We start from the raw sequence: 23,290 nt of genomic DNA, 5'->3' as shown, positions 1-23,290 counted from the left end.
TGTAATCATACAAGAAAATATTTACTCGACTTTTTTTGCTTTCTTCACTTACTACGGAATTAGTCGATGTAGGTCTCTTGGAAATAAAGTTGATAATCGCACGTTATCTTGCTCCAGTAATTTAGCCGTAAAGCGTTCTAACCCTAAACCCAATCCACCATGAGGTGGCATGCCATATTTATGCATCATCAGATAGCTTTCAAATTGACTGATATCCATCCCTCTTTTTTGCATCTTTTCGATTTGCTCTGTATAGGAATGGATTCTTTGACCTCCTGTTGTTACTTCAACCCCACGAAATAACAAATCATAGCTTAGCGTTTCTTCTCTGTTTTCCATATTGTCCATCGCATAAAACGGGCGCTTTTTACTGGGATAATGTGTGACAAATACAAACTCACTTCCCGTCTCCTCTTTGATCAGGTTGCAGAGTAATTTCTCTTCTTCCGGCTCCATATCCGTCTCATTTATAATTTGTCGTTTATATCTCCTCGCAACCATTTCCTTTCCCTCGCTAAACTTCACTGCGGGAATTTCATTGATAATCGGCACATTCACCTTTAGTAATTGAATTTCATCGCTGTAATGATGTTTGATATACTTAACGACATCTTGTAGCATCTTGGTTTCCATCTGCATGATATCTTCGAACTCGCGAATATAACCCATCTCAAAATCAACACTCGTATATTCGTTCAAATGTCGCGAAGTATCATGCTTTTCTGCTCTGAATACAGGAGCAATTTCATAAACTCTTTCATAAACTCCAACCATCATCTGCTTATAAAATTGTGGACTTTGTGCTAAATAAGCTTCCTTCTCAAAATACTTTAATGAAAAAATGTTAGCTCCACCCTCGGCACCGGCATAAACTATCTTAGGAGTTCGAATTTCCGTAAACCGTTCCTTCCTTAGAAACTCGCGGATTCCGAATACAATCCCCTCCTGCAGTTTGAATATCGCTCTCTGTCTTTCATTTCGCAACGTAATAGGTCTAAAATCAAGTAGCGTTTCAATCGAAGTATCTACATATTTATTATTAATAACAACCGGACTTTGCTCCTCTGGCTTTGATAGGATTTCTACATCCAGTAATTGAAGATCATAGCCCGATTTCGAACGTTGCTCTTCTTTTACGTATGCTGTGATATCCACACAGCTTTCTTCCACTAACTCTTCTAAAGAGAAGTTTGAAAATTCAGATGAATAAATACACTGCACTACTGTTCTCTTAGTTCTCACTAACACAAATGCGAATTCAGTCATTTTCCTGATTTTATAAATACTGCCCTGTAATTTAACCTTCTCACCTATATGATATTTTATCTCTTCGGCTTCTACCGCCATTTCTATCTTACCAATTATTCTTCTTATCATCTTTTATTCCTCCTGGATTTATAATTTTCGTGCAAAATTCAAATCCATAAGGACATAATCTATATGCCCCATGCGATCACAACCTTTCCTCTATAACAAAGTAGGTCTGCTCTTATATAATTCAGCCCTGCCCTTTCGCAATACAATTCTATCTTTAGATACAAAAAGAGCCACACTAGTAAAATAAATTACCAATGTGGCTCCTACTATAGACTATCCACATAGGCACAACACTTTAAGCGCTTGCACCTATGATTCATCACAGTTACAAGCGCTATAAATCGTCGTCCCTATTCAACAAACTAACTTGTTGATTCTGATTCATTACAGCTACCTCCATATATTATTGGATGAAATATATCACATAACTTATGAAACATCAAGTGAAAATGTAAAATTCATATTAAAGGTTAAAATTCGATCTCATTAAACATAGTTCCGTCTAGCGTCTTTATCTGAAATGTTTGTCCTTCTAAAACACCATAAGTATTCGGATTATTCTCTTTCGGCATGGAGATCGATCCTGGATTAATTACATAGATATCTTCTTTTTTCTCCGCTACCGGTATATGCGTATGTCCATACACGAATAAATCACCACTGCTAAGTTTAGGTAGATGATCCGGTCCGTAGATGTGACCATGGCTTAAGAATATTCTTCTACCTTCATATAAAATTGTAGAGTAATCTGACATAACAGGGAATTCCAGAACCATCTGGTCAACTTCCGAATCACAATTTCCTCTTACCGCTATAATTTTATCCGCGTAGGAATTTAATAATACCGCCACTTCTTTGGGATTGTATCCTTCCGGTAGTGGATTTCTCGCACCGTGATATAGCTCATCGCCAAGAATGATGATATAGTCTGCTGCTTCCTTTTCATATTGCTCAAGTGCCTTCTTTAAATAATGTAACGAACCATGTATGTCAGATATAAAAAATAGTTTCATGTTGTTCCTCCTTGCAATTTCAAAATACAATTCTTTTCCATCATATACTATTTTAAAAAAAATTCAAAGCAATATGTGATGGGCAAGATTAATTTTTCACTACATCAGGATTATTTTTTAAAACTTAAACTTTTTGCCGGACATTCAACAATGCAGTGTCCGCATCTTACACATTTCTCATCAATCCAGTTCCAAACTTTTGCTTTGTTATCAACTGTAATTGCTTTTGATCTGCACCTTTGACATTTACCACAATACAGGCACTTATTTAAATCGTTATGTAGGTCTCCTTTAATTCTCTTTGCAATATTAATAAAAAAATTGTTCATGCCATTTCTCCTTGTATGCAATCTTATATGATATTCATCAGGTAATAGTTAAGTAAATTCATATAATGCGATATTGTTTCTCGGAAACTATATTATCAGTATATTTGAGAATTGTCAATATAGTTTCCAAGAAACAATATATATTTACGGAATTGTAGGATATGTGTTATACTTTTGATAACGCATATTGAATATTAAGGAGGAGTTAGTATGTCAGGTAAGTTAGATCAAACCAATAAGACTTTGAATAATGAAGATAAACTTGAACTTGTTCACGAGATAAAAAAACAATTTACTGATTTGCTTATGATGCATACATCCGGAATGGAAGATGAAAAGCACTGGGTATTATCACATTGCAGCAATCCTGTATTGTTTGAAAGAATCAGTGACATGACCATCGTTATGCTGCATGTACTTGACGCGGTCGGAAGGCTTGAGCCCGTCAATAGTATAACCATATCGAAGGACACCAATATTCCAAAAGGTACCGTATCAAAAATAATACCCAAATTACTTTCAAAAGAGTTTATTATAAAGGAATCTTTGCCCGATAATAAAAAAGAATCAATTTTTACTATAACACCACTTGGTAAAGAACTTTTTTACCTTCATCAGACGATGCATGAACAAGCAAATTTAAAGATAAATGAGTTTTTGATAAATTATGATTCTTCCGAGTTGCAATTTCTCATTCAGTTATTAAATGATTTCAGTAATACTGTTTTGTTAAATAAGAATGGAAAAGGGTGAACATTCTATTCAGTAGCAATATAGATATCCATATGAGTGATACCATCTCTCTCATACTCTTTTTCAAAACATGGTAAAACATCTTTCAATTGTCTATGTTTCAGGCCGTTTATATCCATATAGCGCATCAATGTTTTATACGCATTCGGTATCAATGTGAATGGTGCAGTAAATGGATTTTTAATTGTGATGACTGTGTATTTTTGAGTTGGTTGTGTAATAATCTCGGAATCAGTTGCATTGAAATCTGGTGGCAAAATGCAAGCAGCTGCATAGCCGTGCATGTGATATACATTAACTTGCTCTTGGGACACATGAGGAAAATCCCACCCAATTATCTCAGGCTGTTTCATTCCATTACCCTCTGCCCATTCCTGAACATGTCTTTTGGCATCATCTTCCGGCTCAATACTGATAACCGCATATTGGACAAAACGAAAAGAAGGTACACTTTCTACACGAATATTCGTGTAAGCATCATTGTCAAAGCTTACATCTTGCATCAATAAATCATCCAATGTACAGGAAAATAATTTAGCTAGTGCCATGGCTTTTTCCATCTCAGGAAAAGCGCCATCCATCTCCCATTTTGATATCGTCTGCCTCGACACACCCATCTTTTCTGCTAACTCTTCCTGTGTCATTCCTTTGTGTAATTTTCTAAGAAACTGCAAGTTCTTTCCGAAACTCATATCAACATCTCCTTATATATTTGATAAAGATATTATAGCTAATGCGATATAAGAAGTACACCAACCTCCATGCGCTGCCTCGATAACTTATGCTACCTGAAGTTGCAATCCTTATCTATTCTCTACAGCATTATACAGATAATTAATAAAATAACTGTAACAAAGGCAAACCCAAATGTCTTCCAATACTTATAATAAAGAGCTTCTATGATGGCGTATAAAGCAAATATACTAGCACATAAAATAAATAGATTTCGTATATAACTATGGAACAAATAACTGATCATTGCACTTCCAAAAAATAAGATTCCAGCGATTAGCATAGCAGTTACTTTGATTTTTATTTTTCTATTATCAACATTCTTAGGTATCTCGCCATGTTGCTTTCTAGCAAATTCCAATCCGTTTTTACGAACTAAATAGGAACTGTTTGTGAGTATCTGCATCATCCCGAATGCAAGAAAAAGTGCTCTTATAATTTCATGTCCCCAACTCATTTTATTACCTCCTCACCCATGTTCGCTATAATCCTATTTAACATATTCCTTAGCTGCTCCGATTCATCACTGCTAAAACCTTTTAATGCATATTCGTTAATAAAAATACCTTTGCTTTCTAACTCTTTCACAATAACTTTTGCCTTAGATGTCAATCTAATAATGAAAGCTCGTTTATCTATGCTATTAATAACTTTTTCAACATAACCTTTTTTATTAAGCAATTTAATAATTTCTCCTGCGGTAGCCTTATCACTGGATAGTTCATCCGCAATTTGCTTTTGCGTTAATTGATCTTTTTCTGATAAGAGTTTTAAAACTGCCCACTGTGAGGTAGTAATTCCGTAATCCTCTAAATTTTTATCCATACTTCTCTTTATAAGTCTGGTACTGGCTCCGAGTAAATACCCTAAAGAATTCTTAATTTCCACATTATCACTCCTTATACAATCATTCAAAAACGCATATAGTAAGTATACTTACTAGTATAAGTTGTTCGTATTGTGAATGTCAACCATATTTTGTTAATAAAACTATATTAAGCAACAATTTTATTCTTTTCTTCGATGTTTGATACATATTAAAAGCACCCTTAATCTCACAACTTTTCGTTGTTGATGTAAGGGTGCCAAACAATACAATAGCACTGAACTAATTTCGCATTACTTTACAATATTAACTGTTCCTTCTTTTCTTGGAGTTGCTGCCGGAGCAGGCATACTGCTATATCCCAGTGCAGCAGAGCCGGATACCTCATAATCTTCCGGAATGCCCAGCTCTGTAAGAATACTTCTTACCTTAGGGTCCTTACCAAAGTAAGCTAATATATGAATCCAACAGGAACCGATATTAAGTGAGTTAGCTGCTAAAAATATATTTTCAAGCGCCACAGCACAGTCAGCTTCAATTGTTGCCGCATTTTTATCATATGAAGTTATAATTACTGTCGGCGCATTATAAAATGGGTTAAAATTCGGATTGCTACCTACTTTTCTAAAACGCTCTTCTGCAGAATTAAGCATCTGTTCTTTAACAGCAGAAATCAACTGATCCATTTTCTCTTTATTCTGAATAACAGTAAAATGCCACCCCTGTTTTCCCATTCCGCTTGGAGCATATTTCGCTGTCTCCAAAAGTATATTTAAGTTCTCATCAGATATCTGCTCCTCTGTGAAGGATCGGACGCTCCTTCTTGTTAAAATGTTCTGAATTACTTCGTTCATAAACATTCTCCTTTCAAATAATGAATTAATATCTTGTTAATTGCGCTTCAACCATAAGTATTATTTTGACTAATCTATAAATTTATTTTATAATTAGCACACAAGTTACTGTATGATTTTTCAATTCAACGTCATAATAACAGTATTTTCAATTTGAGTCCAGATAATTCTTTTTATCAATCCAATAACTAAAAGTTATAGATTAAACATACCCAAATTTCAAATTATCACAAGAAAGTAGGATGTATAATGAACTGGCAGCAGTTAGAATATTTTAAAACAATCGCAGAGACAGAGAACTTTACTGAAGCTGCGGACAATCTATCGGTATCACAACCAGCCTTAAGTAAGGCAATTGCCAAACTAGAGGAAGAATTAACAGTACCATTATTTGAAAAGCGTGGTCGAAATATTCGTTTAACCCGTTATGGAAATGTATTTCTTAAGCATACAAAAGCTGCACTGAGCGAAATAGAATATGGAATTAATGAACTGAATGAGATGATTAATCCTGATAGCGGAACGATATCCATATCTTCTCTCTACACGACAGGAACCAGACTGATACCGGAAGCGGTTGGTGAGTTTTTAGATATCTATCCCAATATCAAATTTGAATATTGCATGGAAAGAATAGAAAACATCCTAAAAGGTTTGGTGAATGGGCAGTTTGATTTGGGCTTGTATGATGATATTGATGATAATATCTCAATTAGAGATGTCGAGTCCATCCCAGTAAAACAGGATGAGCTTGTCATTATTGTGCCCAAAAATCATCCACTATCTGATAAAACAGAAGTATCTCTACTAGATCTTAAGGATGAGAATTTTATATTTTATTCAGAGAAAATCAAAGCAAAAGTAAGTACTTTTTATGAAAGTCACGGATTGACGCCCAAGTCTATTCTTAAGCCCAATGATAATAGCATGGTGGTTATCGGCTTTGTAAGTGCCGGCCTGGGGATATCGATTGTCCCACACTCCACCGTTATCAAAGCGGAAGATATCTCTGTTTTAAGAGCCAAAGAAAAACCCTGCCATAGAACGATTTATTTAGGATGGAAAAAAAGTGCAGACTTGTCTTCCTCTGCGAAGTTATTCAAGGATTTTTTGGTTGAATTTATTGTTAGAAACAAATGTTAACACAGATGCTACAACTTCATCTTGTGATGGATAAAACCTCCCAAGAGAAATATCCTGAGAGGTAAAACCTATTACTTTTCTAAAAAGAACATGTATTACTTTTTGTATGCAATCGCATCGATCTGAACATGCAAACCATCCGGCCCCCCAATATGCGCAAATTCTGTCTGTATTGTTTTTCTTGCAGGGTAAACACCCGCAAAGCGTTCCTTAAATACCTTTTCCATAACCGGAATATTCCAGGCATCCTTCAGCAACACATCCATTTTTACTACATTTGCCAGAGATAAATTTATCTTTGACAAACGCTTCTCCATATCATTTAATGCTCCATGAACCTGGTCTTCAACCGTGGCACCTACATTCCCCACACAAAAGCTGAGAAACACAAAATCACCGGCCTCCACAATTTCTGAATATGCAAACTCTTCATTCACGTTCGTTCGAATAATACTACTCATAACTCTCCTCCATCCATTCCTTATTATAGTCTTAACACGGTACAGGAAATATAAGTTCCAAAATAAACTTGAATTGATTCTTGCTTCTTTTATCAATTCTTTATTATGTTACCTATCTCCCTCCTATACTCCAAATATAACAAAAGAAGTGTGACATCTGTATGTCACACTTCTTCATAATGTTTTAACATTTCGTTACAATGCAAGCAGATTCTTTCAATTAATTCCGGCGGATCAATAACTTTGACCTGATTTCCCAAAGCTAATAATGACCCATACCAAAAATGTTCATTTTCCGGTACAGTCATCTCATATAGAAATTCTCCGCCATCCATTTCTTCAATAATTATTCCATTCAAGTATTCCACACATTTAGCCCTAGCGCTATTATTACACAGTAACTTCACTATGATATTTTTTTGCTTATGCTCGGACTGTTCCCAACTTCTTTTTGCCTCTGCCACACTATGTAACCTGCTATTCTTCTCTCCTGTAAGAGTGAGTGTTCCCATTCTCAATAGTTTAAATATTCGGTAATCCTCATATTTTGGATAGTAGCATAATAGATACCAGTTATACCATTTATACATAACAGCAACCGGCTCCACCTCATGCTCTTGTTCTTTGTTATCCGCATTTGTATATGAAAATTTGACTTTTTGTCTTATGTTAATCGCTCTTTGCAAAAGAATTAATTTCTCATTGGTATTGCTGTTTTCCTTAAGCGCTCCAAAATCCAACACAATATCAGTATTACAATCCGGGGCAATCGCCTGCATTTTTTCCAACGTATCATTTAGTTCTTTATCATCAAATGCCGTTTGCAAGCCTTGTAATGCCATCTGGATATACGAATGATCGTTTCCACTCATTAGCTGTCGGTCTAATTTATATGAGTCAAGTATTTCATATCCTCCGTCTGCTCCATAATAGGTAACCACAGGAATCCCAGCTAAGGAAAGTGTGTTAATATCCCTCATTACCGTCCTGGTTGAAACATCAAATCGTGCGGATAACGTCTGGGCTGTAACTCTTTTATTTGAAAGCAAATAATTAGTAATTGCAAGCAATCTCTCAATTTTCATTCGATATACATTTCCTCTCTGGAAATATTCTTTTACTGCTGTAGTCAATGCAGCACAGAGTAACTCATGATGCATTTATAATCAATACCTACTTTCACAATAAGCAAGAAATTTTTGTAACTATATAATAACATTCATTACATTTAATTACAAACACAGAAAATTATCTTAATTTAAACCCTATTACTTCTTAACGTTTACAAAATTACAAAACCTACTCTGTTTTGATAACAGTTCAGCCAAGCTCCCCTTCTCCGCAACAACACCATCTTCCATATATAAAATCTCATCGTATCTTCCCAATATATCTGCACTCATATTATGTGTAATTGTAATCAGCGTCAGATCCTCCAATGCAAGCAGGCTACTTTCAATATCATAAGCAGTCTGCATATCAACAGCTGATGTTCCTTCATCAAGGATAAGAATTGGTTTATGTCTGATTAATGCCCTCGCAACCGCAACACGTTGTCGCTGTCCTCCTGATAGATTGGAACCATTTTCACCTACTTTAGATGAAAGACCCTCCGGCATACGTTCAACGAATAAGTCCACCCCACTCGCAATTAATGCTTCCTCAATTTCCTTCTCTTCAAAATCATCATATAAACATATATTTTGTCTCACACTATCATCAAACATGTAGATCCCCTGATGTATTACTGAAACCATGTTCTGAATTTTATCAATATTTAGATCACGTATATTTATATCGTCGTATGTAATATCTCCGGTGTAGGTTGAATAAGTTCCCGTAAGAATCTTAACCAGTGTAGTCTTGCCACATCCACTTTCCCCTACAATTGCATACTTCTTACCCTTTTTAAGTATTAGATTTGCATTCTTTAAAACCTGATGTTCCCCATCGTAGCCAAAGGATAAATCTTTGAATATAATTTTATCAGTGAACGATGGATCCAGGATTCCTTCAAATGATGTATCCGAATAATCGGACAGTTCTTGCATCCGCTTAATGACCGGAACAATGCTATTAATTTTTGGTACACTCTGCAAAATCATCATAACAGGGCTTACAAATGTAGCAGAGAGTTGAATCAATGCAACTAAAGTACCTGCGGTTATCTTTCCATCTATAATAAGATATGCACCGATAAATAAGCCGGAAAATTGAGTAAGATAGGCAAGGATTTCAGAAATACTTTCATTCAAGGCAAATAATTTTCCCGCTTGATAGGTGGTATTTGCAACCTTATCATTTTCATTCGTAAACTCTTTTTTTATATGATTCGTTATCTGAAATGTTTTAATAACCTCGTAACCGGAAAAATAATCCTTAAGTCTAGATGTAAAGATAGAGAATTGCTTTGATACGTTCTCCTGCCTTATCTGCAAGGATCTTCCTAAAAGTCCTGGAATAACGAACATGACTAACATACACCCAATTAGACAAAAAGTAATCAAAGGGCTGATATCAAAGAGTAAGATGAGGGTTACGATAAACATAACTCCATACTGAAGCACCATCAATGCCGGAACAATATAATTCTCTTCAATTAATTTAATATCATTTGAAAATGCAGAAATATAATCGGCTGTATTGACACTTGCAAAATCCCTGGTATTTCTTTTCATTATCCCGTAGAATGCTCTTTGCCTTAACATCCTTGTCAGATTCCTGGTAAGTAGTTTACTGCTCAAGGAATATAGGTAGCTGATGGTGCCTAGTGCAAGGATATAGACTAATGTAATTAACAGCATTCTCTTAAATCCGGACATGTTTCCACTTATGGCTATATCAATTACTTTTTGAAGAATTTTTGCCAGAAATACTGACGTAACCGAACTTATGATATTAAGCAGTACTGTGATTACTAATATTAATTTATTTCTCTTTAGATACACTTTCATAAACAACCTCCATATATTCGACTATCATCTAATTTATATTACTTATATCATATAGTAATATTTTATATTAGTCAACTATATTTGATATTCATCTAATATATTGCCAAAATAAATTCCCTGCCTTAGCAGGGAATTTTTCTTATTTCTTCTTCCAATTTTATAACAATGTGGCTTCCAGCTCTTTAATCAACGCTTGTAGATTTTCCTTGTCTAAATGGTAATATACCTTACCATCCTTTTTCTCGACACCAACTAGACTACAGTTTAACAACGCATTCATATGATGGGACATAGTCGCTGCTGTTAGTCCTAGCTGCTGTGCTATTTCTAAGTTATACTTAGGGCTGACTTTTAGCGAAGCAATTATACCCAGTTTACTGCTGTCACTTAACGCTTTTAATTTTAGCAACAACAACTCCTTAGAATTATTACGTAATTTACCATTTTCCATTACCTTTTCACTAAGTAGTCCATAATAGCTGCTTTTTTCAAACAACATTTTCGATACCGGGAATATGAGGGATGGATATACTACAGAGGATTCTGCAACTGCTGTTTTTATTTCATAAAATTTTTTATCTGCTGATTTAATTTCCATTCCATTATACTGATTAAGTAGCTTTTCCAGCGGAGCATTTACCTCACTGACGGCTTTATAATAGGCATCCATATTGGAATTTACCAATCCAATCATCTGTCTTATATATTTTACAGGATTCTGCATAATGCGAAGCAACTTCCATTTTGCATCTGATTGCAGATCACTATTATCCAAATAAAGAATAATCTCCTCTAGAGAATGAGCAATCTCCTTACTCGTTTCATTCTCAAAAACTGTATCAAAAATACGAGTAATCTGAGTATTAATTTGATCCTCGGTAAGTGAATCCAGTGTTGTGTACCAACTTTTATTGTCAATAATCAGGGACAGGAGTATCAGAATGTAGTTTGAATCTTTTTCATTAAAAAAGATAGATGAATCACTATTTTCCACTCTGTTTTTTAAAAAGACCTGTACATATTTATCATAAGTTTTACAGTTCTGTGAATAAAACTGTTCTCCATCAAATCCCAAATCCGAAAGTGATTTTATCATCTCTTTCTTAACTTCTTCCAGATTATAGCTGACAAAAAGCAGCCCAATTGTTTCAAAGATTGGATCCATCTTATTTATTATTTTATCTTGCATACCCTTCTCCTTAATAAACTGCTCTATGTTTTGCATTGATTATTCGATGCTTATCTAATAAATTATATGATATCTTTACTATATTATCAAGCATGTAAACATTTCATATATGTTCTTTACATATAATCCGGTAAAAAGAGCCTAAGAGTAGACACCGCCACTACATGTCACCTGATTTTATTTATCGAAAATCTTTAAAAAATCATTATCCAAATTATTTATTTTATAATACTTATTATTTAACTTACATAAGTTTTCGTCTATAAAAGTAATTCTTAACTCTTTTTTATCATTTTTAAGATCTAGTCGAAATAACCACCCATCTCTTTTCTCAATGGTTATTCTTATTAATTTAGCTTGATTCAAAGTAGAAATAACGATAATTCCTGAAGATAATAAGATTACTTTTTTTCTCATAAATCCCCCGTATTATTTTTTTGTTACTCTACTAAATATGATTGATATTACAATTAAAACAAACGATAAAGCGATTGCTAGAAAATTACTAAGGGGAGTTAGATATCCTCCTGCTAAAACGATTAATGCAATAATACATATTAGTTTATTTATAACTGAAAATGCCTTTTGTCTTATTGGAACTAATATTTGATAAAACGAAAGAATTACAATAATTATTGGCGCCGCTATTATTAATAATATATCCATTATTGAAACCACCTCCCCCTAATGATACACAAACTAAAATTCACTTTACTTTAACATTTGTTTCCATGTATGTCTATATACGTTCCTCCTAGTATTCATCCCAGTTCTCTATTGTGATGCTTCTGTATAAATATAAGACACACCATCTTCGTTGCTGATTTTTATGAGGGTACTTTTCTGAGATACGACTGTAAACCCATAGATATTTAGTCCGTTTTTTGCCACATTGTCAGCAACCTCCATATAATGTTTTGCTGAGTACCCACTTTTAATCATTTTATTAAATGCTTTTTGTTTCGCCATGTACTTAAACATACTAACGACATGGGTTGTCATAACCTCGTTCGGTACGATCCAGTTCTTCTCCCCGTCTGTTGTTGTACTTGCATCAAAAAAGCTCAAATACGGATAAGCAGTTTTATCATAATTCAATTCAATACATGAATTTGAATAAAGAAACCCTATTGTAGCTTCATCCAAGTAATAGCGCTTATCATTCTTTAGGGAAATCGCACACCAGCTTGGATAAACTTCTTTCTCTTTACACCACTCTACAAACTTTGAATAACTTTTAATTTCATCCAGAGTAATATAAGCCAGATAATAATCATGATCATCCAAACTCTGTAATCTCTCTTTTGCCTCCTTAAAGCTTCCTGCGGGGCCCATACTTTTGTGAATAATCTGCAAATTGGGGTAGTCAGGTATGAATGCATTCCCGGTAGGCTGTTTCAGTAGGTTTGCATCATATAATCTCATCTTTCCTTTTTCTATTTTCCCTGCTACATTTTTAAATTCACTTGTGTAGCTTGATGACTGTAATATATTTATATCATAATCTCCATATCCATTACGGTCTACCAATACTTTATCACGATAATATCCCGGAAGAAAAATCTCTGAATAGATAGCCAGATCCAAACTAATTCGATTTGTAGTCATGCCTTTATTTTTAACAACCTCCGCGGAAGGATCATAGTAAAATAAATCTGCAACTTTTGGCATTGCAAACATTACAAACATTACAATTGCTAACACCACAACACCAATTATTGCACCCATTTTTATAAATGCCTTTCGAATAGTTGAATTAATTGTTTTAATGAATTCATGTGCTTCGACATCCTGTTTCCCCTTACATTCGTCTTCCGATGACTCTATTCCTAAATTTTCAATTTTCAGATCATCAATCTCAGGAATTTCACCTTCATTGAACAAATATTCACTGATTGCTGCCTGACGTTCAATATCACTTTGGACCTTATCCTTTTGACTCTCTTCTAACTTTCCACTCTTATACAATTCTATTAATTCACGATATGTCATATCCACTCTCCTCCAAATACAATTTTAGTTCTCTTTTCGCTCTGTAAGCCAATACTCTTACATTCTCAGGAGTCAGTTTTAACAATGCTGCTATTTCCTTCTGTGATAGATCACCATAATACTGCAAGGTAAGTATCTCTCTCTTATATCACTTAAATGCTGAAGTGCCTTGAACAATAAACGCTTTCGTTCGTCAGTCAACACCCTCTCTAGCATATCAGAAGTCGATGAACTCGATGAATTCGATGAATCTTCGATATTATCGAGCGGTATGTTTCTTCTTTCCTTCTTTCTGTAGCTAAAATATAGATTTCTCGCCACCATATACAGCCATGCTCTCATATTGGTGTGCTCATTTCCCAAAGATAGAATTGCCTTCATAAATGTTTCCTGCATCAAATCCTCTGCCAAATCTTTGTTCTTACAAAGCGCATACAGATATAGATATATTTCTTTTTGGTATGTATTATAAAGCTGTCGAAGTATATATTTTTCCACATCTGTCTCCTTTCTCATACGAAGCGCTTCTAGTAATATAACTATATAAAAGAAATAATGTTACAGTCAAAATACCTTTAAAAATTAAACGGGGTATCATTTACATTATATTACATATTTCATGCAACGCAAATTAAAATACGGAAAGTAAAATTTCATAGCCGAGCCGAAAAAGGACCTCAGGGGTAACCTCCCTGGGGTCCTTGAACTTCATCAGTCAAAAATGATATTATCATCGATGCATGTCACAGCAATCTTAAATCATATAGTAACCAGCTACATCAATCATTGTACCCAATACAACGGACATAATAGCCATAGGAATAATTGATTTTTTATCGTCCTTAGCCACAAGAACGATAACTGGTAACGCCAATCCAAATCCAATAATACCCCCTTTTATCCACCATACGTTACTTAGAATATTGATGTTCAAAATCATAAAGGGAAGGATTAAGTAGAAAATAAATGCAGATGCAATCGAATACTTATCCAACTTCATTTTTATCATTGGTAAAACATCAACCAGTCCTGCCACAATACCAATTAATAATGTTAATAAAAGTTCTTTCATAATGTTTTCTCCTCCAAATAAGCAGTGTTACACTTTGTACATAACACTTTGTATTTGTAATAATTTAATTTCTTTGCCATCAAAGTAAACAAAGGCGCTTCATCATATGGACAACAAAGCCTATTTTTCTTAGCAACCAATTCTTTCTCACTTATCTTGTTTTCCACTGGATTTTCAAATAAAATGTGTATGCTTCCATAACTTCCACATTTACATTGGTATGCAAATATAAATTCATCATATGTAACATAACATAAATATCCTATATTCTCATTACAACTTTCACAATAAATCCAGCTTCCATAGTTACTCCCTAATCTTGTATTCACGAGCTCCTTTAATTTCGGTGTTCTTGACATATTATACCTTTCTATACATTTCTAGTAATTACACTCATAGCGTTAGTAACTAAAAGATTATTAATAAATTTATTAATTACATCTGGTGACCGGTATTTAGGAAGCTGAGCAAAAATAAGTGACATTTCATCCATTTCTTCCATTGCTTGTGTAAAATCCAATATTGTATTATCGTCCACCTTTGACATACTACTATACTCCATATTATTAGGATTTAATCTCCGTGTCTGTATAGCATATCCAACTCGCTTTTTACAATTACATTTACCTGTGCTAGATAACCCACAATATTCACTCAAAAATATTCCAACTTGTTTTCGTATGCGTGACAATCGTTGGCGATATGCTTCTGGTGTGATATCTAGTATCTCACCACATACCTTACTATCCACCTTAAGCATAACACCAAGTACATAAATCAAACGACTCTCAGGTGCTAAACATTGTAGCATAACATTAGTACACGAGTACTTTAGTTCTTCAGCCAGAATATTTTCGTCTACATTTTGTGTCAATTGATTTGTGTTATGAATAAATCCATTATCAATATCTTCCCCGTAAACCTCAAAGCTTAGTGGACGTTGTACAAATATAGATTTTTTATAATTAATTAAATAATTGGTGGCGATGCGATACACCCATGTAGAAAGTGCACTTTCTTTTCTAAATGTAGAAAGTTGTGTAATTATTTTAATAATAATTTCTTGAGTAGCATCTTCCGCATCACATGGCATTCCCAGCATTCGAAGAGATAGATTATAAACCATATCCTGCACACTTAGAATTATACCTTCAAGAGCATTTTTGTCTCCTTCAATTGCTCTATCAACTAACAAAAATACTTCATTTTGCATTACTTCTTCCTCCTTAATTTTATGTTCATAGGATTAGACAACCGTATTATAGTTATTGTGACAAATTTTTTATTTATTTTACCATTTTTTAACTAGTTTTCCAACTTCTAGTTTTTAGTATGCTTATACTTAAGACTCTTAAAACACGAATCCCACATCCGCTCTTCTTCTGTAGTTATTTTAGTTGTCTACTTAGCAACCAAGCAAAAAGGACTCCGAGGGAATACTCCCTAGAGTCCTTGAAACTTCGTATAATAAATACTATTCAGTCGTTTCTACGATGACGCATCATTCTCTTCTTCATACGCATCTTCCATCTTCACTGAATCTTCTATCTGTTCCTGTATGTATTTCACACGAACGACTGCCTGTGGCCAGTTTAAAGATACCTGACTGTGCATATTCTTTTCCCTTGCTACCCCAGCTATGATTTGTAGTATTTCCTCCATGACAGCTTTTGTGAGATAACCACCTCTCCAATGAAAGGTTAGAGCTTTTCCTTTTTTAATTACTTGTTGGCAACGTTTTGCTATATCTTCCAACTTGGTAAAGGAAAGTTTCTTCTCTTTATAGTAAAAATGATCCCCCTCATTGCATGCAGGGACTTTGTATATTACAGGCTCATGATCCTTGAAGATACTTTTATCATCCAAGTTAAAATAATCATATCTCACTTCTTTTTTCCCTAGGGTATTATCAAAAGTAGCATCCAGATGATACCATACTCCATTGATTCGAATTACATTCCAAGCATGACGATATTTAATGTTCTTTTCCGGATTATTTTCAGATATAACAATAATACATGGAATCGAAAGCTTATCACAAAGAATCTTCACCGCTTTCGCGATCCCCTCACATACACCGACTCCCTGCCCCAATGGGCCTAAAATTTCATGGGAGTATTGTTTCTTTAGCTTATCATAAGTCACATTTTCACAGATAAAATCATGGATATATTGCTCCTTCTCCCAGTCATTTTTATCTTTTACTTCACGTGTAAGTTTGTCTACCCGGGCGCTCATTGCCCTCTGATGCTCTTTTATTTTATTCTTTTCAAACAAATATACCGGCTTTACCTTGACCAGAGTGGAATCCTCGTAGAAGGAATAGCGAAATGTTGACGCATAAAATATCTCCGGACAATCCAATTTTAACTTATAAAATATTTCACTCAACTCTGTTCCATCAATTCTTTGAACATCGAAACTTTGTGAGAGTGCCTCCAGACCGCTCTTGATAAGCTGGTAAATTCTTTGCTGTTGTTTATTCATCTGACTATAATAATATGGTTCCATTTTCCGTTTCTACACTTTCTTGTATTTATTACTATAAAATATAACATATATTACTTAAAACAACAAAACCAAAAAGTACCTTTGGCTCATAATCGAGTTCAAAGATACTTTCATGTGGTACCTAATATAATTCTTTTTAAAGAAAACATAATGTTGATGTCCGTCAATAAATTAATCAAAAAGTGTTGAATCGTTATTTGGCGATATATTTTTTGTAACAGTATCCTGTTATTTTCTTATACTTAACTTTATACCAGTTTCCTTTTTGCCCAATAATTTTAACTTTAGCTTTATATGGAATGGCTCCAAGCTTCTTACTTGCCTTTTTCGCCTTTGATCTGATATTCAAACCTGATTTTGCTGTTATTTTTCCATAATGGTTAACTACTGGCAAGCTCTTTAGAATTTGAAAATCTTTGACGATGTCCCCACGGTAGCTCCCTATTCCGCTTACGATAGCACTTGCGGTTCCTACATCAATATTTTTTGTATAATTTACCATGTAATCTCTTCCGATTACAAATGTCTTGTTGCCTTTCTTTACCGTGACAGTAGGCGTTTTCTGATTACCATCTGCAACATATTGCTTTTTGTCAAGACTTACTGTAAAACTCTGAATGGATTTTGCTGTTTCTAAAGAATACGGTACATTGTACGCATCTCCGTACCGAGTCACTTCCTCATTGTTCTTATAATATATATGAAAAGTTGGAACTGTATACGGTTGATGCAAATTCGCAAGTTCACTGTATTCATCGTATTGGCCAAGTGCACTATCGCCGATGGTAGTAACGCTGTCTGGTACCGTTACACTCTTCAATTTATTGCAATCATAAAATGCAAATTCATTTATATAGCGTAACCCCTTAGGCAGAGAAACTTTTTCCAATGACTCACATCCATAGAATGCATTCATTCCAACACATAACGTGCCGGCACGTAACACAATTGTCTTGAGCCAAGTTGTATCACCTTTATAGCCTACAGTAGTCTTGCCGTTATAAAGAATCCCTTTTGGTTGCGCGTATAACCATGCGGTATCGTCCAACGCACCAGCACCTAGATAAGTTAAGCTATCTGGCAGCTTAATCTTGGCTAGTTTTATACAACCACTAAACACATTGCTGTCTATTCGCTCCACATGCTGTGGTAAATCAGCACTCTCAAGCGTTGTGCATTGATAAAATGCACCCCAACCTAATAACTTCACCGTGCTTGGGATTGTTACTTTCGTAAGGCTTTTATTTCTTGCAAATACATTCTCTTCAATTGAAGTAACCCCTTCTGGGATTACAACTTCTTCGAGCTTTGTGTTGTCAGCAAAGGTCCATTCCCCGAGCGTTGTCACCTGTTTTCCTTTGATATGATCAGGGATTGTCAAATGTGTCGCAGATCCGGAATAGCCCACAAGACGTACAGTGTCGTCCGTATTCAAAGTGTATGTGTAGTCTCCACTGGTCAGCTTTGTATCTGGCGCCGCCATCGCTGTATTTCCCATTAACCCTGTCACCATCGTAATCATTACGATGAGTGTGATTATCTTTTTTAAAACCTTATTCCACTGCATGATATCATTCACCTCGTTGTTTACTATTAAAATACCGTTTATCCTCTTATTGTTGACCCTAATCTCAATGTTGGGTGATTACCTTTATTAACAAAGTATTGATGAAAGAGCGATATATAGTGCACTATTTGCGTTCACTCGCACTTCACAATAACTATTATAGCAATATTTTACATATTGTACAACATAATTTCACGTACCACTTCCATTCTTTAACAAATTCACAGACGAGCGAATTGATTAACTGCTTTAAAGTACGCAAGCGAAAGATACGCCCTGCCAATTTATTAGGAGTAGTGGAACATTCCTTCCCCAATGATTGTACATCTTTATTTTGCATTAATTTCCACAGGTAAGGTAATACTATCTTTTGCATTATTATTAATTTATAAATAATTTACTAGGAGGTTCTTAACATGGCCAATTATACTGGTGTAGTTAAATGGTTTGATAACGAAAGAGGTTATGGCTTTATATCAACAAATGATGGTCAAGATGTTTTCGTACATCATTCACAAGTAAAAGAAAAAACTCATAATAAAGATTTACATGAGGGTGAGTCTGTCAATTTTGATATTAGGCAAGATGATAAAGGCACAAGTGCTTTAAATGTCCAAAAAAATGATTAAATTTCTTAAAGAGTTTTTTATTAACAAATAAAAATCTATCACTCCATGAGTTAATTCCGTGTATACTACACATACTATAAATGTAAAACCAATATGAATGTAGGAGGAAACAACGATGGCAAATCAAAGTAACCAAATCATTCAATCTTCAGAGGCTAACGAAGGCAATGTAGTCGGAGATGAGCCGATTAACACGTAAGGCTTATAAGACTTTAAAAGTCTTATAAGCCGTGAGGTTTTATACTAGATAAGGATTTACTTATTTGGCATATTAATATGTACATTTAAGTAGATCCTTTCTATTTATTTCACATATTTTTCTTGTTTGAGACAATCTGTTTCCAGCCCCCTGATTACTTTTGTATGGAGGATTTCAAATAAACAATATTACTATCATATACATCCCCATTCCACTGTGTAAACATTAATTTATCTCCCTTAGGACTCCAGCAGGTGGATGCATTTTGAACATCTACTGCTATTTGTGTCGCTTTTGCAGTCAGTATATCGTATACATAAAGCCCGTTCACTTTTGCATTTGTTCCATCACTTTTGACATTATAAGCAATCATTCTATTATCTGCTGACCAAGAAATACCGCCAATATTAGTGCCTTCTGCAATTTTTACCTTATTACTGCCATCAAGATTACAAAGCAGTAGCGTATTTCTTGTATTGTCACTTTGTAGTACCAGCATTTTGGTTCCATCATCAGAGAGAATTACGTCAAAAACATTCTTTAATTTAAGTTTTGTTTTCTCCCTTGTGGTACGATTCATTTTAATTAAAGAAGCATCATTCTCCGTATTATAATAAACATTATCCTTTGTCATGCGAAGGATAAATACCGACTCATTTTTCAGACCTCTTAATACTGAGATATCTCCCGTTGCACTGGCCAGGTATGCACCATTTTTGTATGCAGCTCCGGCTACTTCATTCCCAAACCATATAGCACTCTTAGCGAAATCGATATCCTTTCCCTTAATACAAAAGGTATTCTTGGTATTAAGATTCATTACATAATAAGCAGGATCCCCCAGGACATACTCTGAATATAGTAGATATCTTTTATTCGCAGATAGGGTAGCTCCTCCCAGATAAACATTCTTTTTTTCTTTAATCAGCTTATATTTTTTGGTCTTAATATTATAATAGTACAAGCTTTTGGGATATGTGTCCTTTAATTCTGCTAGGGTCATCTTGCCCAGTTTATTATTATCTTTGGATACAATCACTGTATCCTCGTTCAGCCAATCCGATATCTCAACATTTGCAAGCCGCTCGATTTTCTCTACTGATATAACTGGCTCCTGTGTTTTCTTACCACCATTATTTATTACTGTGATCAATCCTCCAGGCTCTTTCGTGATAACTCTGCTTTCGTTCTTTACTCCACATGCATTCAAACTTAATAGTAACATTAGTACAATTATGATTCTTATTGGGTTTCTAAATTTCATAATAATCGCCTCCTTGTAGCTATATCATAACAGTCAACTGTTTCTATTAAATATACAACGGTAACGAAATTGCAAATTAAATGTAACAAATTTGTTTCCAGCCATATTTCTAAACTTCATAAGCAGGAAGCATAATCCGGAAGGTAGTTCCTTCCTGATCTGATTTTAAAAGAGTTAAGGATCCCCCCTGTACCTCTGCATACTTTTTTGCAAGTGATAATCCCAAACCGACACCACCATTTTCCCTGGCTCGATTCTTATCAATGGTGTAAAAGGGTTCAAAAATCTTGTTTACGAAGTCCGCCGGCATTCCAATACCAGTATCTGCGATGTCAATTACAATCATATTATCTTGTACATCATTTTTTATAAATATACTGCCCCCTGACTTGTTGTACTTGATGGCATTATCCATGAGATTCATTAATACAATCATCAAACTGTCCTTATCCGCTTTTGCAAAAGCTTCCACTAATTCGGTCTTTGGTTGAATGCCGAATTTATCGAGCTTTCCACTGAGACTACTTAGAACTGTCAAAATGATTTGTTTTACCTCTAACCGCTCCAACTTATATTCGAACTCATATTTATCAAGAGCAGATAAATCAAGTACCTTTACTACCATCTCATATAACTTTTGAGTTTCATTTTTTATGTTCTCTCTTGCTGTCTCAACAAGTTCACTATCTCCTGGATACATTTCCAACAAATCAAGATAGGCTTTTATCGACGTCAAGGGTGTCTTAAATTCATGAGTTACATTACCGATAAACTGCTTCTGCTGTTGATCCAACTTAGATAATCTACCAACTGCCAAGGTAAGCTTCTCCTGTTCCTCCTGCATATCCTGAAGAGTCCGCTTAATTTGTAAGCTCATGCCACGAATCCCCTCACTAAGCCTCCCTAATTCATCCTTTCGCCTAAGGGCTGCCACATCATAATGTCCCTCTCCAATGTGACTCACCTCTTTCTCAAGACGGATGATGTTATTGGCGAAGCTTCCAAAATAAAAATAAGCTAAGAGAAAGCTCACAAGAAACACTCCAGCTCCTACGATGATAAAAAGCTGTCTAATCTGTTGGTAGAACTCCTGATACTGCGCAAGGGAAAAATTAAAACGCACTACGCCAATCTGTTCACTACCTAATTTTATCGGAGAGAAGTAATACAGTTCCTCTCCTTCGGTCAGATATGCGGTTTTATTATTTAATGCAAAGTTCAGTGTTTTCTTTATATTCTTTGTTTCTGTCAGAGGCATTCTTTGACTGACTATGTTTCCCTCTTTGTCATATAGTACTACCGTTTGACCACTGATTAACTCTAATTGAGCAGCAAAGTCAACCCCCTTCTCTGCAAGGAAGGTTTGCGTTGATTGATTGGGTTGCGCTAAAATTGTTTGAATAAAGTACGTGTTGGCGATCTCTGCCTGCTGTGCAAGATACTGTTCGTACCGAACTCTCTGATTATTCTTGATTCCATTTAGTGCTAAAATGCTCAATAAGAATACGGTAAGAAGCAACAGACCAGCCAAAAAAATACTGAATTTAATTTTTATACCGCTTCTCACTATAACCTCCTAAGGCTTTGTAGCCAATTCCGTGTACAGTCTGTATCATCTCCATATGGTTTTCTCCAAGTTTCTTACGTACTCTTTGTACATGAATATCGACTGTACGCGTACCTCCTGCATACTCCATTCCCCACACCAGGTCTAAAAGCTGATCTCTGGAATATACCCTGTCTGGCTTTGATAAAAGTAGGGTTAATAAATCATATTCCTTTGGTGTTAAGTCCAACTGCCGCTCTCCTACAAAGGCCGTTCTCTGCTGTGGATAGAGCACAATCCCTCCAAGGGTTACGGTGTCCTCTTCCTGCTTATCACCTTGTGCAGATTGCATTCTCCTGAGCAGGGACTTTAGACGGGCAAGTAGTTCCCTCATATCGAAGGGTTTTGTGATATAATCATCCGCACCTAGCTCCAGTCCTAATATTTTATTAACAATGTCATCCTTTGCTGTCAGCATAATTACTCCGATCCGTTTTGACTCTGGAATTTTTTTCAGAATATCGTATCCATCCATACCCGGAAGCATCACATCCAGTATAATCGCATCGGGGCTAAACTCCAGCAGACTCTTCAATGCCTCACCGCCGTGATATATCACTTTTGCAGTATATCCTTCTTTTTTCAGAGCAAATGCAATGGCATCCGCAATATTTTTTTCATCCTCTATCACCATTATTTTTTCATTCATAATTATCTCAATGCTCCTTACAATACAATTAGCTAATATTATAAATTAATTAAAAAGTTAATTTATTCTACGTCTCATGAATATATTTGTCAATTTATTCTAGTTGGAATTATGGCTCGCATACTAGTGTTATCTAGTTTGCTGGCTGTTGCCTTGGTACAGCTTATCAAATGACTACTTCACGGCACATTCAAAAAGACTCCATAGGAGTAAACTCCCGGAGTCTTTTT

The 23,290-nt window shown here is 35.0% G+C and carries 27 protein-coding genes; 3 read left to right on the top strand and 24 right to left on the bottom strand.

The window, feature by feature from the left end:
* Nucleotides 1–51: 51 nt before the first annotated feature.
* From aspS to AC6IWN_RS00180, 3 genes are all read right to left on the bottom strand, one after another.
* The gene (gene aspS / locus AC6IWN_RS00190) at nucleotides 52–1,377 is read right to left on the bottom strand and encodes an aspartate--tRNA(Asn) ligase (RefSeq protein ID WP_497989881.1); all 1,326 of its coding nucleotides are present in this window, start codon (nucleotides 1,375–1,377) and stop codon (nucleotides 52–54) included.
* A 410-nt stretch (nucleotides 1,378–1,787) separates the two neighbouring features.
* Nucleotides 1,788–2,330: a phosphodiesterase gene (gene yfcE / locus AC6IWN_RS00185; RefSeq protein WP_497989879.1), complete on the bottom strand. Its 543-nt coding sequence runs from the start codon at nucleotides 2,328–2,330 to the stop codon at nucleotides 1,788–1,790.
* Nucleotides 2,331–2,440: 110 nt separating this feature from the next.
* Complete coding sequence (locus AC6IWN_RS00180) at nucleotides 2,441–2,659, bottom strand: 4Fe-4S dicluster domain-containing protein (RefSeq protein ID WP_497989877.1); 219 nt, start codon at nucleotides 2,657–2,659, stop codon at nucleotides 2,441–2,443.
* 210 nt (nucleotides 2,660–2,869) lie between these two features.
* Here AC6IWN_RS00180 and AC6IWN_RS00175 point away from each other — a divergent pair, with 210 nt between their 5' ends.
* A complete protein-coding gene (locus AC6IWN_RS00175; protein WP_497989875.1) occupies nucleotides 2,870–3,412 on the top strand; it encodes a MarR family transcriptional regulator in 543 nt (180 codons plus the stop codon).
* Between the two features lie 5 nt (nucleotides 3,413–3,417).
* Here the strand turns inward: AC6IWN_RS00175 and AC6IWN_RS00170 are convergent, their stop codons facing one another.
* The 4 genes from AC6IWN_RS00170 to AC6IWN_RS00155 all read right to left on the bottom strand — a co-directional run bounded on the left by AC6IWN_RS00170 (nucleotide 3,418) and on the right by AC6IWN_RS00155 (nucleotide 5,824).
* The gene (locus AC6IWN_RS00170; protein ID WP_497989873.1) at nucleotides 3,418–4,104 is read right to left on the bottom strand and encodes a helix-turn-helix transcriptional regulator; all 687 of its coding nucleotides are present in this window, start codon (nucleotides 4,102–4,104) and stop codon (nucleotides 3,418–3,420) included.
* 122 nt (nucleotides 4,105–4,226) lie between these two features.
* Complete coding sequence (locus tag AC6IWN_RS00165) at nucleotides 4,227–4,601, bottom strand: hypothetical protein (protein ID WP_497989871.1); 375 nt, start codon at nucleotides 4,599–4,601, stop codon at nucleotides 4,227–4,229.
* Nucleotides 4,598–5,032, bottom strand: a complete 435-nt coding sequence (locus AC6IWN_RS00160; RefSeq protein ID WP_497989869.1) for a MarR family winged helix-turn-helix transcriptional regulator — start codon at nucleotides 5,030–5,032, stop codon at nucleotides 4,598–4,600. Before AC6IWN_RS00160 ends, AC6IWN_RS00165 begins: the two co-directional genes overlap by 4 nt.
* Before the next feature lie 231 nt (nucleotides 5,033–5,263).
* Complete coding sequence (locus AC6IWN_RS00155; protein ID WP_497989867.1) at nucleotides 5,264–5,824, bottom strand: nitroreductase family protein; 561 nt, start codon at nucleotides 5,822–5,824, stop codon at nucleotides 5,264–5,266.
* A 249-nt stretch (nucleotides 5,825–6,073) separates the two neighbouring features.
* Between AC6IWN_RS00155 and AC6IWN_RS00150 the strand changes: the two genes are divergently transcribed.
* Entirely contained in the window at nucleotides 6,074–6,967 is an 894-nt protein-coding gene (locus AC6IWN_RS00150) for a LysR family transcriptional regulator (RefSeq protein WP_497989865.1), read from the top strand.
* Between the two features lie 95 nt (nucleotides 6,968–7,062).
* Here AC6IWN_RS00150 and AC6IWN_RS00145 read toward each other — a convergent pair whose 3' ends face one another.
* From AC6IWN_RS00145 to AC6IWN_RS00080, 14 genes are all read right to left on the bottom strand, one after another.
* Nucleotides 7,063–7,428 (bottom strand): RidA family protein, encoded by a 366-nt coding sequence (locus AC6IWN_RS00145; RefSeq protein WP_497989863.1) that lies wholly within the window; start codon nucleotides 7,426–7,428, stop codon nucleotides 7,063–7,065.
* 164 nt (nucleotides 7,429–7,592) lie between these two features.
* Complete coding sequence (locus AC6IWN_RS00140; RefSeq protein ID WP_497989861.1) at nucleotides 7,593–8,588, bottom strand: helix-turn-helix transcriptional regulator; 996 nt, start codon at nucleotides 8,586–8,588, stop codon at nucleotides 7,593–7,595.
* Nucleotides 8,589–8,696: 108 nt separating this feature from the next.
* A complete protein-coding gene (locus AC6IWN_RS00135; protein WP_497989859.1) occupies nucleotides 8,697–10,382 on the bottom strand; it encodes an ABC transporter ATP-binding protein in 1,686 nt (561 codons plus the stop codon).
* 157 nt (nucleotides 10,383–10,539) lie between these two features.
* On the bottom strand, nucleotides 10,540–11,571 hold the full coding sequence (locus AC6IWN_RS00130) for an ArsR/SmtB family transcription factor (RefSeq protein ID WP_497989857.1): 1,032 nt from the start codon (nucleotides 11,569–11,571) through the stop codon (nucleotides 10,540–10,542).
* Nucleotides 11,572–11,748: 177 nt separating this feature from the next.
* Nucleotides 11,749–11,988 carry a hypothetical protein gene (locus AC6IWN_RS00125; protein WP_497989855.1) on the bottom strand — a complete coding sequence of 80 codons (240 nt, stop codon included), beginning with the start codon at nucleotides 11,986–11,988 and terminating at the stop codon, nucleotides 11,749–11,751.
* Between the two features lie 12 nt (nucleotides 11,989–12,000).
* Nucleotides 12,001–12,237 carry a hypothetical protein gene (locus AC6IWN_RS00120; RefSeq protein WP_497989853.1) on the bottom strand — a complete coding sequence of 79 codons (237 nt, stop codon included), beginning with the start codon at nucleotides 12,235–12,237 and terminating at the stop codon, nucleotides 12,001–12,003.
* Nucleotides 12,238–12,345: 108 nt separating this feature from the next.
* On the bottom strand, nucleotides 12,346–13,563 hold the full coding sequence (locus AC6IWN_RS00115) for an anti sigma factor C-terminal domain-containing protein (protein ID WP_497989851.1): 1,218 nt from the start codon (nucleotides 13,561–13,563) through the stop codon (nucleotides 12,346–12,348).
* Nucleotides 13,550–13,690 carry an RNA polymerase sigma factor gene (locus tag AC6IWN_RS00110; protein WP_497989849.1) on the bottom strand — a complete coding sequence of 47 codons (141 nt, stop codon included), beginning with the start codon at nucleotides 13,688–13,690 and terminating at the stop codon, nucleotides 13,550–13,552. The genes AC6IWN_RS00115 and AC6IWN_RS00110 overlap by 14 nt, the downstream gene beginning before the upstream one ends.
* Entirely contained in the window at nucleotides 13,654–14,061 is a 408-nt protein-coding gene (locus tag AC6IWN_RS00105) for an RNA polymerase sigma factor (RefSeq protein WP_497989848.1), read from the bottom strand. Before AC6IWN_RS00105 ends, AC6IWN_RS00110 begins: the two co-directional genes overlap by 37 nt.
* Before the next feature lie 256 nt (nucleotides 14,062–14,317).
* The gene (locus AC6IWN_RS00100; protein ID WP_497989846.1) at nucleotides 14,318–14,635 is read right to left on the bottom strand and encodes a hypothetical protein; all 318 of its coding nucleotides are present in this window, start codon (nucleotides 14,633–14,635) and stop codon (nucleotides 14,318–14,320) included.
* Entirely contained in the window at nucleotides 14,632–14,994 is a 363-nt protein-coding gene (locus tag AC6IWN_RS00095; protein ID WP_497989844.1) for a hypothetical protein, read from the bottom strand. Before AC6IWN_RS00095 ends, AC6IWN_RS00100 begins: the two co-directional genes overlap by 4 nt.
* Before the next feature lie 11 nt (nucleotides 14,995–15,005).
* Nucleotides 15,006–15,848, bottom strand: a complete 843-nt coding sequence (locus AC6IWN_RS00090; protein ID WP_497989843.1) for an RNA polymerase sigma factor — start codon at nucleotides 15,846–15,848, stop codon at nucleotides 15,006–15,008.
* 275 nt (nucleotides 15,849–16,123) lie between these two features.
* On the bottom strand, nucleotides 16,124–17,146 hold the full coding sequence (locus tag AC6IWN_RS00085) for a transglutaminase domain-containing protein (RefSeq protein ID WP_497989841.1): 1,023 nt from the start codon (nucleotides 17,144–17,146) through the stop codon (nucleotides 16,124–16,126).
* Nucleotides 17,147–17,339: 193 nt separating this feature from the next.
* Nucleotides 17,340–18,713 carry a leucine-rich repeat protein gene (locus AC6IWN_RS00080; RefSeq protein ID WP_497989839.1) on the bottom strand — a complete coding sequence of 458 codons (1,374 nt, stop codon included), beginning with the start codon at nucleotides 18,711–18,713 and terminating at the stop codon, nucleotides 17,340–17,342.
* A 416-nt stretch (nucleotides 18,714–19,129) separates the two neighbouring features.
* On the opposite strand from AC6IWN_RS00080, the gene AC6IWN_RS00075 reads away from it, so the two are divergent.
* Nucleotides 19,130–19,342 carry a cold-shock protein gene (locus tag AC6IWN_RS00075; RefSeq protein ID WP_497989837.1) on the top strand — a complete coding sequence of 71 codons (213 nt, stop codon included), beginning with the start codon at nucleotides 19,130–19,132 and terminating at the stop codon, nucleotides 19,340–19,342.
* Between the two features lie 353 nt (nucleotides 19,343–19,695).
* Here AC6IWN_RS00075 and AC6IWN_RS00070 read toward each other — a convergent pair whose 3' ends face one another.
* The 3 genes from AC6IWN_RS00070 to AC6IWN_RS00060 all read right to left on the bottom strand — a co-directional run bounded on the left by AC6IWN_RS00070 (nucleotide 19,696) and on the right by AC6IWN_RS00060 (nucleotide 23,060).
* Nucleotides 19,696–20,805 (bottom strand): TolB family protein, encoded by a 1,110-nt coding sequence (locus AC6IWN_RS00070; protein WP_497989835.1) that lies wholly within the window; start codon nucleotides 20,803–20,805, stop codon nucleotides 19,696–19,698.
* A gap of 109 nt (nucleotides 20,806–20,914) precedes the next feature.
* On the bottom strand, nucleotides 20,915–22,372 hold the full coding sequence (locus AC6IWN_RS00065; RefSeq protein WP_497989833.1) for a sensor histidine kinase: 1,458 nt from the start codon (nucleotides 22,370–22,372) through the stop codon (nucleotides 20,915–20,917).
* Nucleotides 22,350–23,060, bottom strand: coding sequence for a response regulator transcription factor (locus AC6IWN_RS00060; RefSeq protein WP_497989831.1), 711 nt, complete (start codon nucleotides 23,058–23,060; stop codon nucleotides 22,350–22,352). Before AC6IWN_RS00060 ends, AC6IWN_RS00065 begins: the two co-directional genes overlap by 23 nt.
* Nucleotides 23,061–23,290 lie beyond the last annotated feature (230 nt).

The organism is Variimorphobacter sp. HTMS_6, assembly GCF_059717775.1.
This window is presented reverse-complemented; position numbering and strand designations above follow the sequence as displayed.

Coding starts and splice junctions, on each gene's coding strand:
- aspS (WP_497989881.1), bottom strand. CDS start 1,377: ATGATAAGAAGAATAATTGGTAAGATAGAAATGGCGGTAGAAGCCGAA.
- yfcE (WP_497989879.1), bottom strand. CDS start 2,330: ATGAAACTATTTTTTATATCTGACATACATGGTTCGTTACATTATTTA.
- AC6IWN_RS00180 (WP_497989877.1), bottom strand. CDS start 2,659: ATGAACAATTTTTTTATTAATATTGCAAAGAGAATTAAAGGAGACCTA.
- AC6IWN_RS00175 (WP_497989875.1), top strand. CDS start 2,870: ATGTCAGGTAAGTTAGATCAAACCAATAAGACTTTGAATAATGAAGAT.
- AC6IWN_RS00170 (WP_497989873.1), bottom strand. CDS start 4,104: ATGAGTTTCGGAAAGAACTTGCAGTTTCTTAGAAAATTACACAAAGGA.
- AC6IWN_RS00165 (WP_497989871.1), bottom strand. CDS start 4,601: ATGAGTTGGGGACATGAAATTATAAGAGCACTTTTTCTTGCATTCGGG.
- AC6IWN_RS00155 (WP_497989867.1), bottom strand. CDS start 5,824: ATGAACGAAGTAATTCAGAACATTTTAACAAGAAGGAGCGTCCGATCC.
- AC6IWN_RS00150 (WP_497989865.1), top strand. CDS start 6,074: ATGAACTGGCAGCAGTTAGAATATTTTAAAACAATCGCAGAGACAGAG.
- AC6IWN_RS00145 (WP_497989863.1), bottom strand. CDS start 7,428: ATGAGTAGTATTATTCGAACGAACGTGAATGAAGAGTTTGCATATTCA.
- AC6IWN_RS00140 (WP_497989861.1), bottom strand. CDS start 8,588: ATGCATCATGAGTTACTCTGTGCTGCATTGACTACAGCAGTAAAAGAA.
- AC6IWN_RS00135 (WP_497989859.1), bottom strand. CDS start 10,382: ATGAAAGTGTATCTAAAGAGAAATAAATTAATATTAGTAATCACAGTA.
- AC6IWN_RS00130 (WP_497989857.1), bottom strand. CDS start 11,571: ATGCAAGATAAAATAATAAATAAGATGGATCCAATCTTTGAAACAATT.
- AC6IWN_RS00125 (WP_497989855.1), bottom strand. CDS start 11,988: ATGAGAAAAAAAGTAATCTTATTATCTTCAGGAATTATCGTTATTTCT.
- AC6IWN_RS00120 (WP_497989853.1), bottom strand. CDS start 12,237: ATGGATATATTATTAATAATAGCGGCGCCAATAATTATTGTAATTCTT.
- AC6IWN_RS00115 (WP_497989851.1), bottom strand. CDS start 13,563: ATGACATATCGTGAATTAATAGAATTGTATAAGAGTGGAAAGTTAGAA.
- AC6IWN_RS00100 (WP_497989846.1), bottom strand. CDS start 14,635: ATGAAAGAACTTTTATTAACATTATTAATTGGTATTGTGGCAGGACTG.
- AC6IWN_RS00095 (WP_497989844.1), bottom strand. CDS start 14,994: ATGTCAAGAACACCGAAATTAAAGGAGCTCGTGAATACAAGATTAGGG.
- AC6IWN_RS00090 (WP_497989843.1), bottom strand. CDS start 15,848: ATGCAAAATGAAGTATTTTTGTTAGTTGATAGAGCAATTGAAGGAGAC.
- AC6IWN_RS00085 (WP_497989841.1), bottom strand. CDS start 17,146: ATGGAACCATATTATTATAGTCAGATGAATAAACAACAGCAAAGAATT.
- AC6IWN_RS00080 (WP_497989839.1), bottom strand. CDS start 18,713: ATGCAGTGGAATAAGGTTTTAAAAAAGATAATCACACTCATCGTAATG.
- AC6IWN_RS00075 (WP_497989837.1), top strand. CDS start 19,130: ATGGCCAATTATACTGGTGTAGTTAAATGGTTTGATAACGAAAGAGGT.
- AC6IWN_RS00070 (WP_497989835.1), bottom strand. CDS start 20,805: ATGAAATTTAGAAACCCAATAAGAATCATAATTGTACTAATGTTACTA.
- AC6IWN_RS00060 (WP_497989831.1), bottom strand. CDS start 23,060: ATGAATGAAAAAATAATGGTGATAGAGGATGAAAAAAATATTGCGGAT.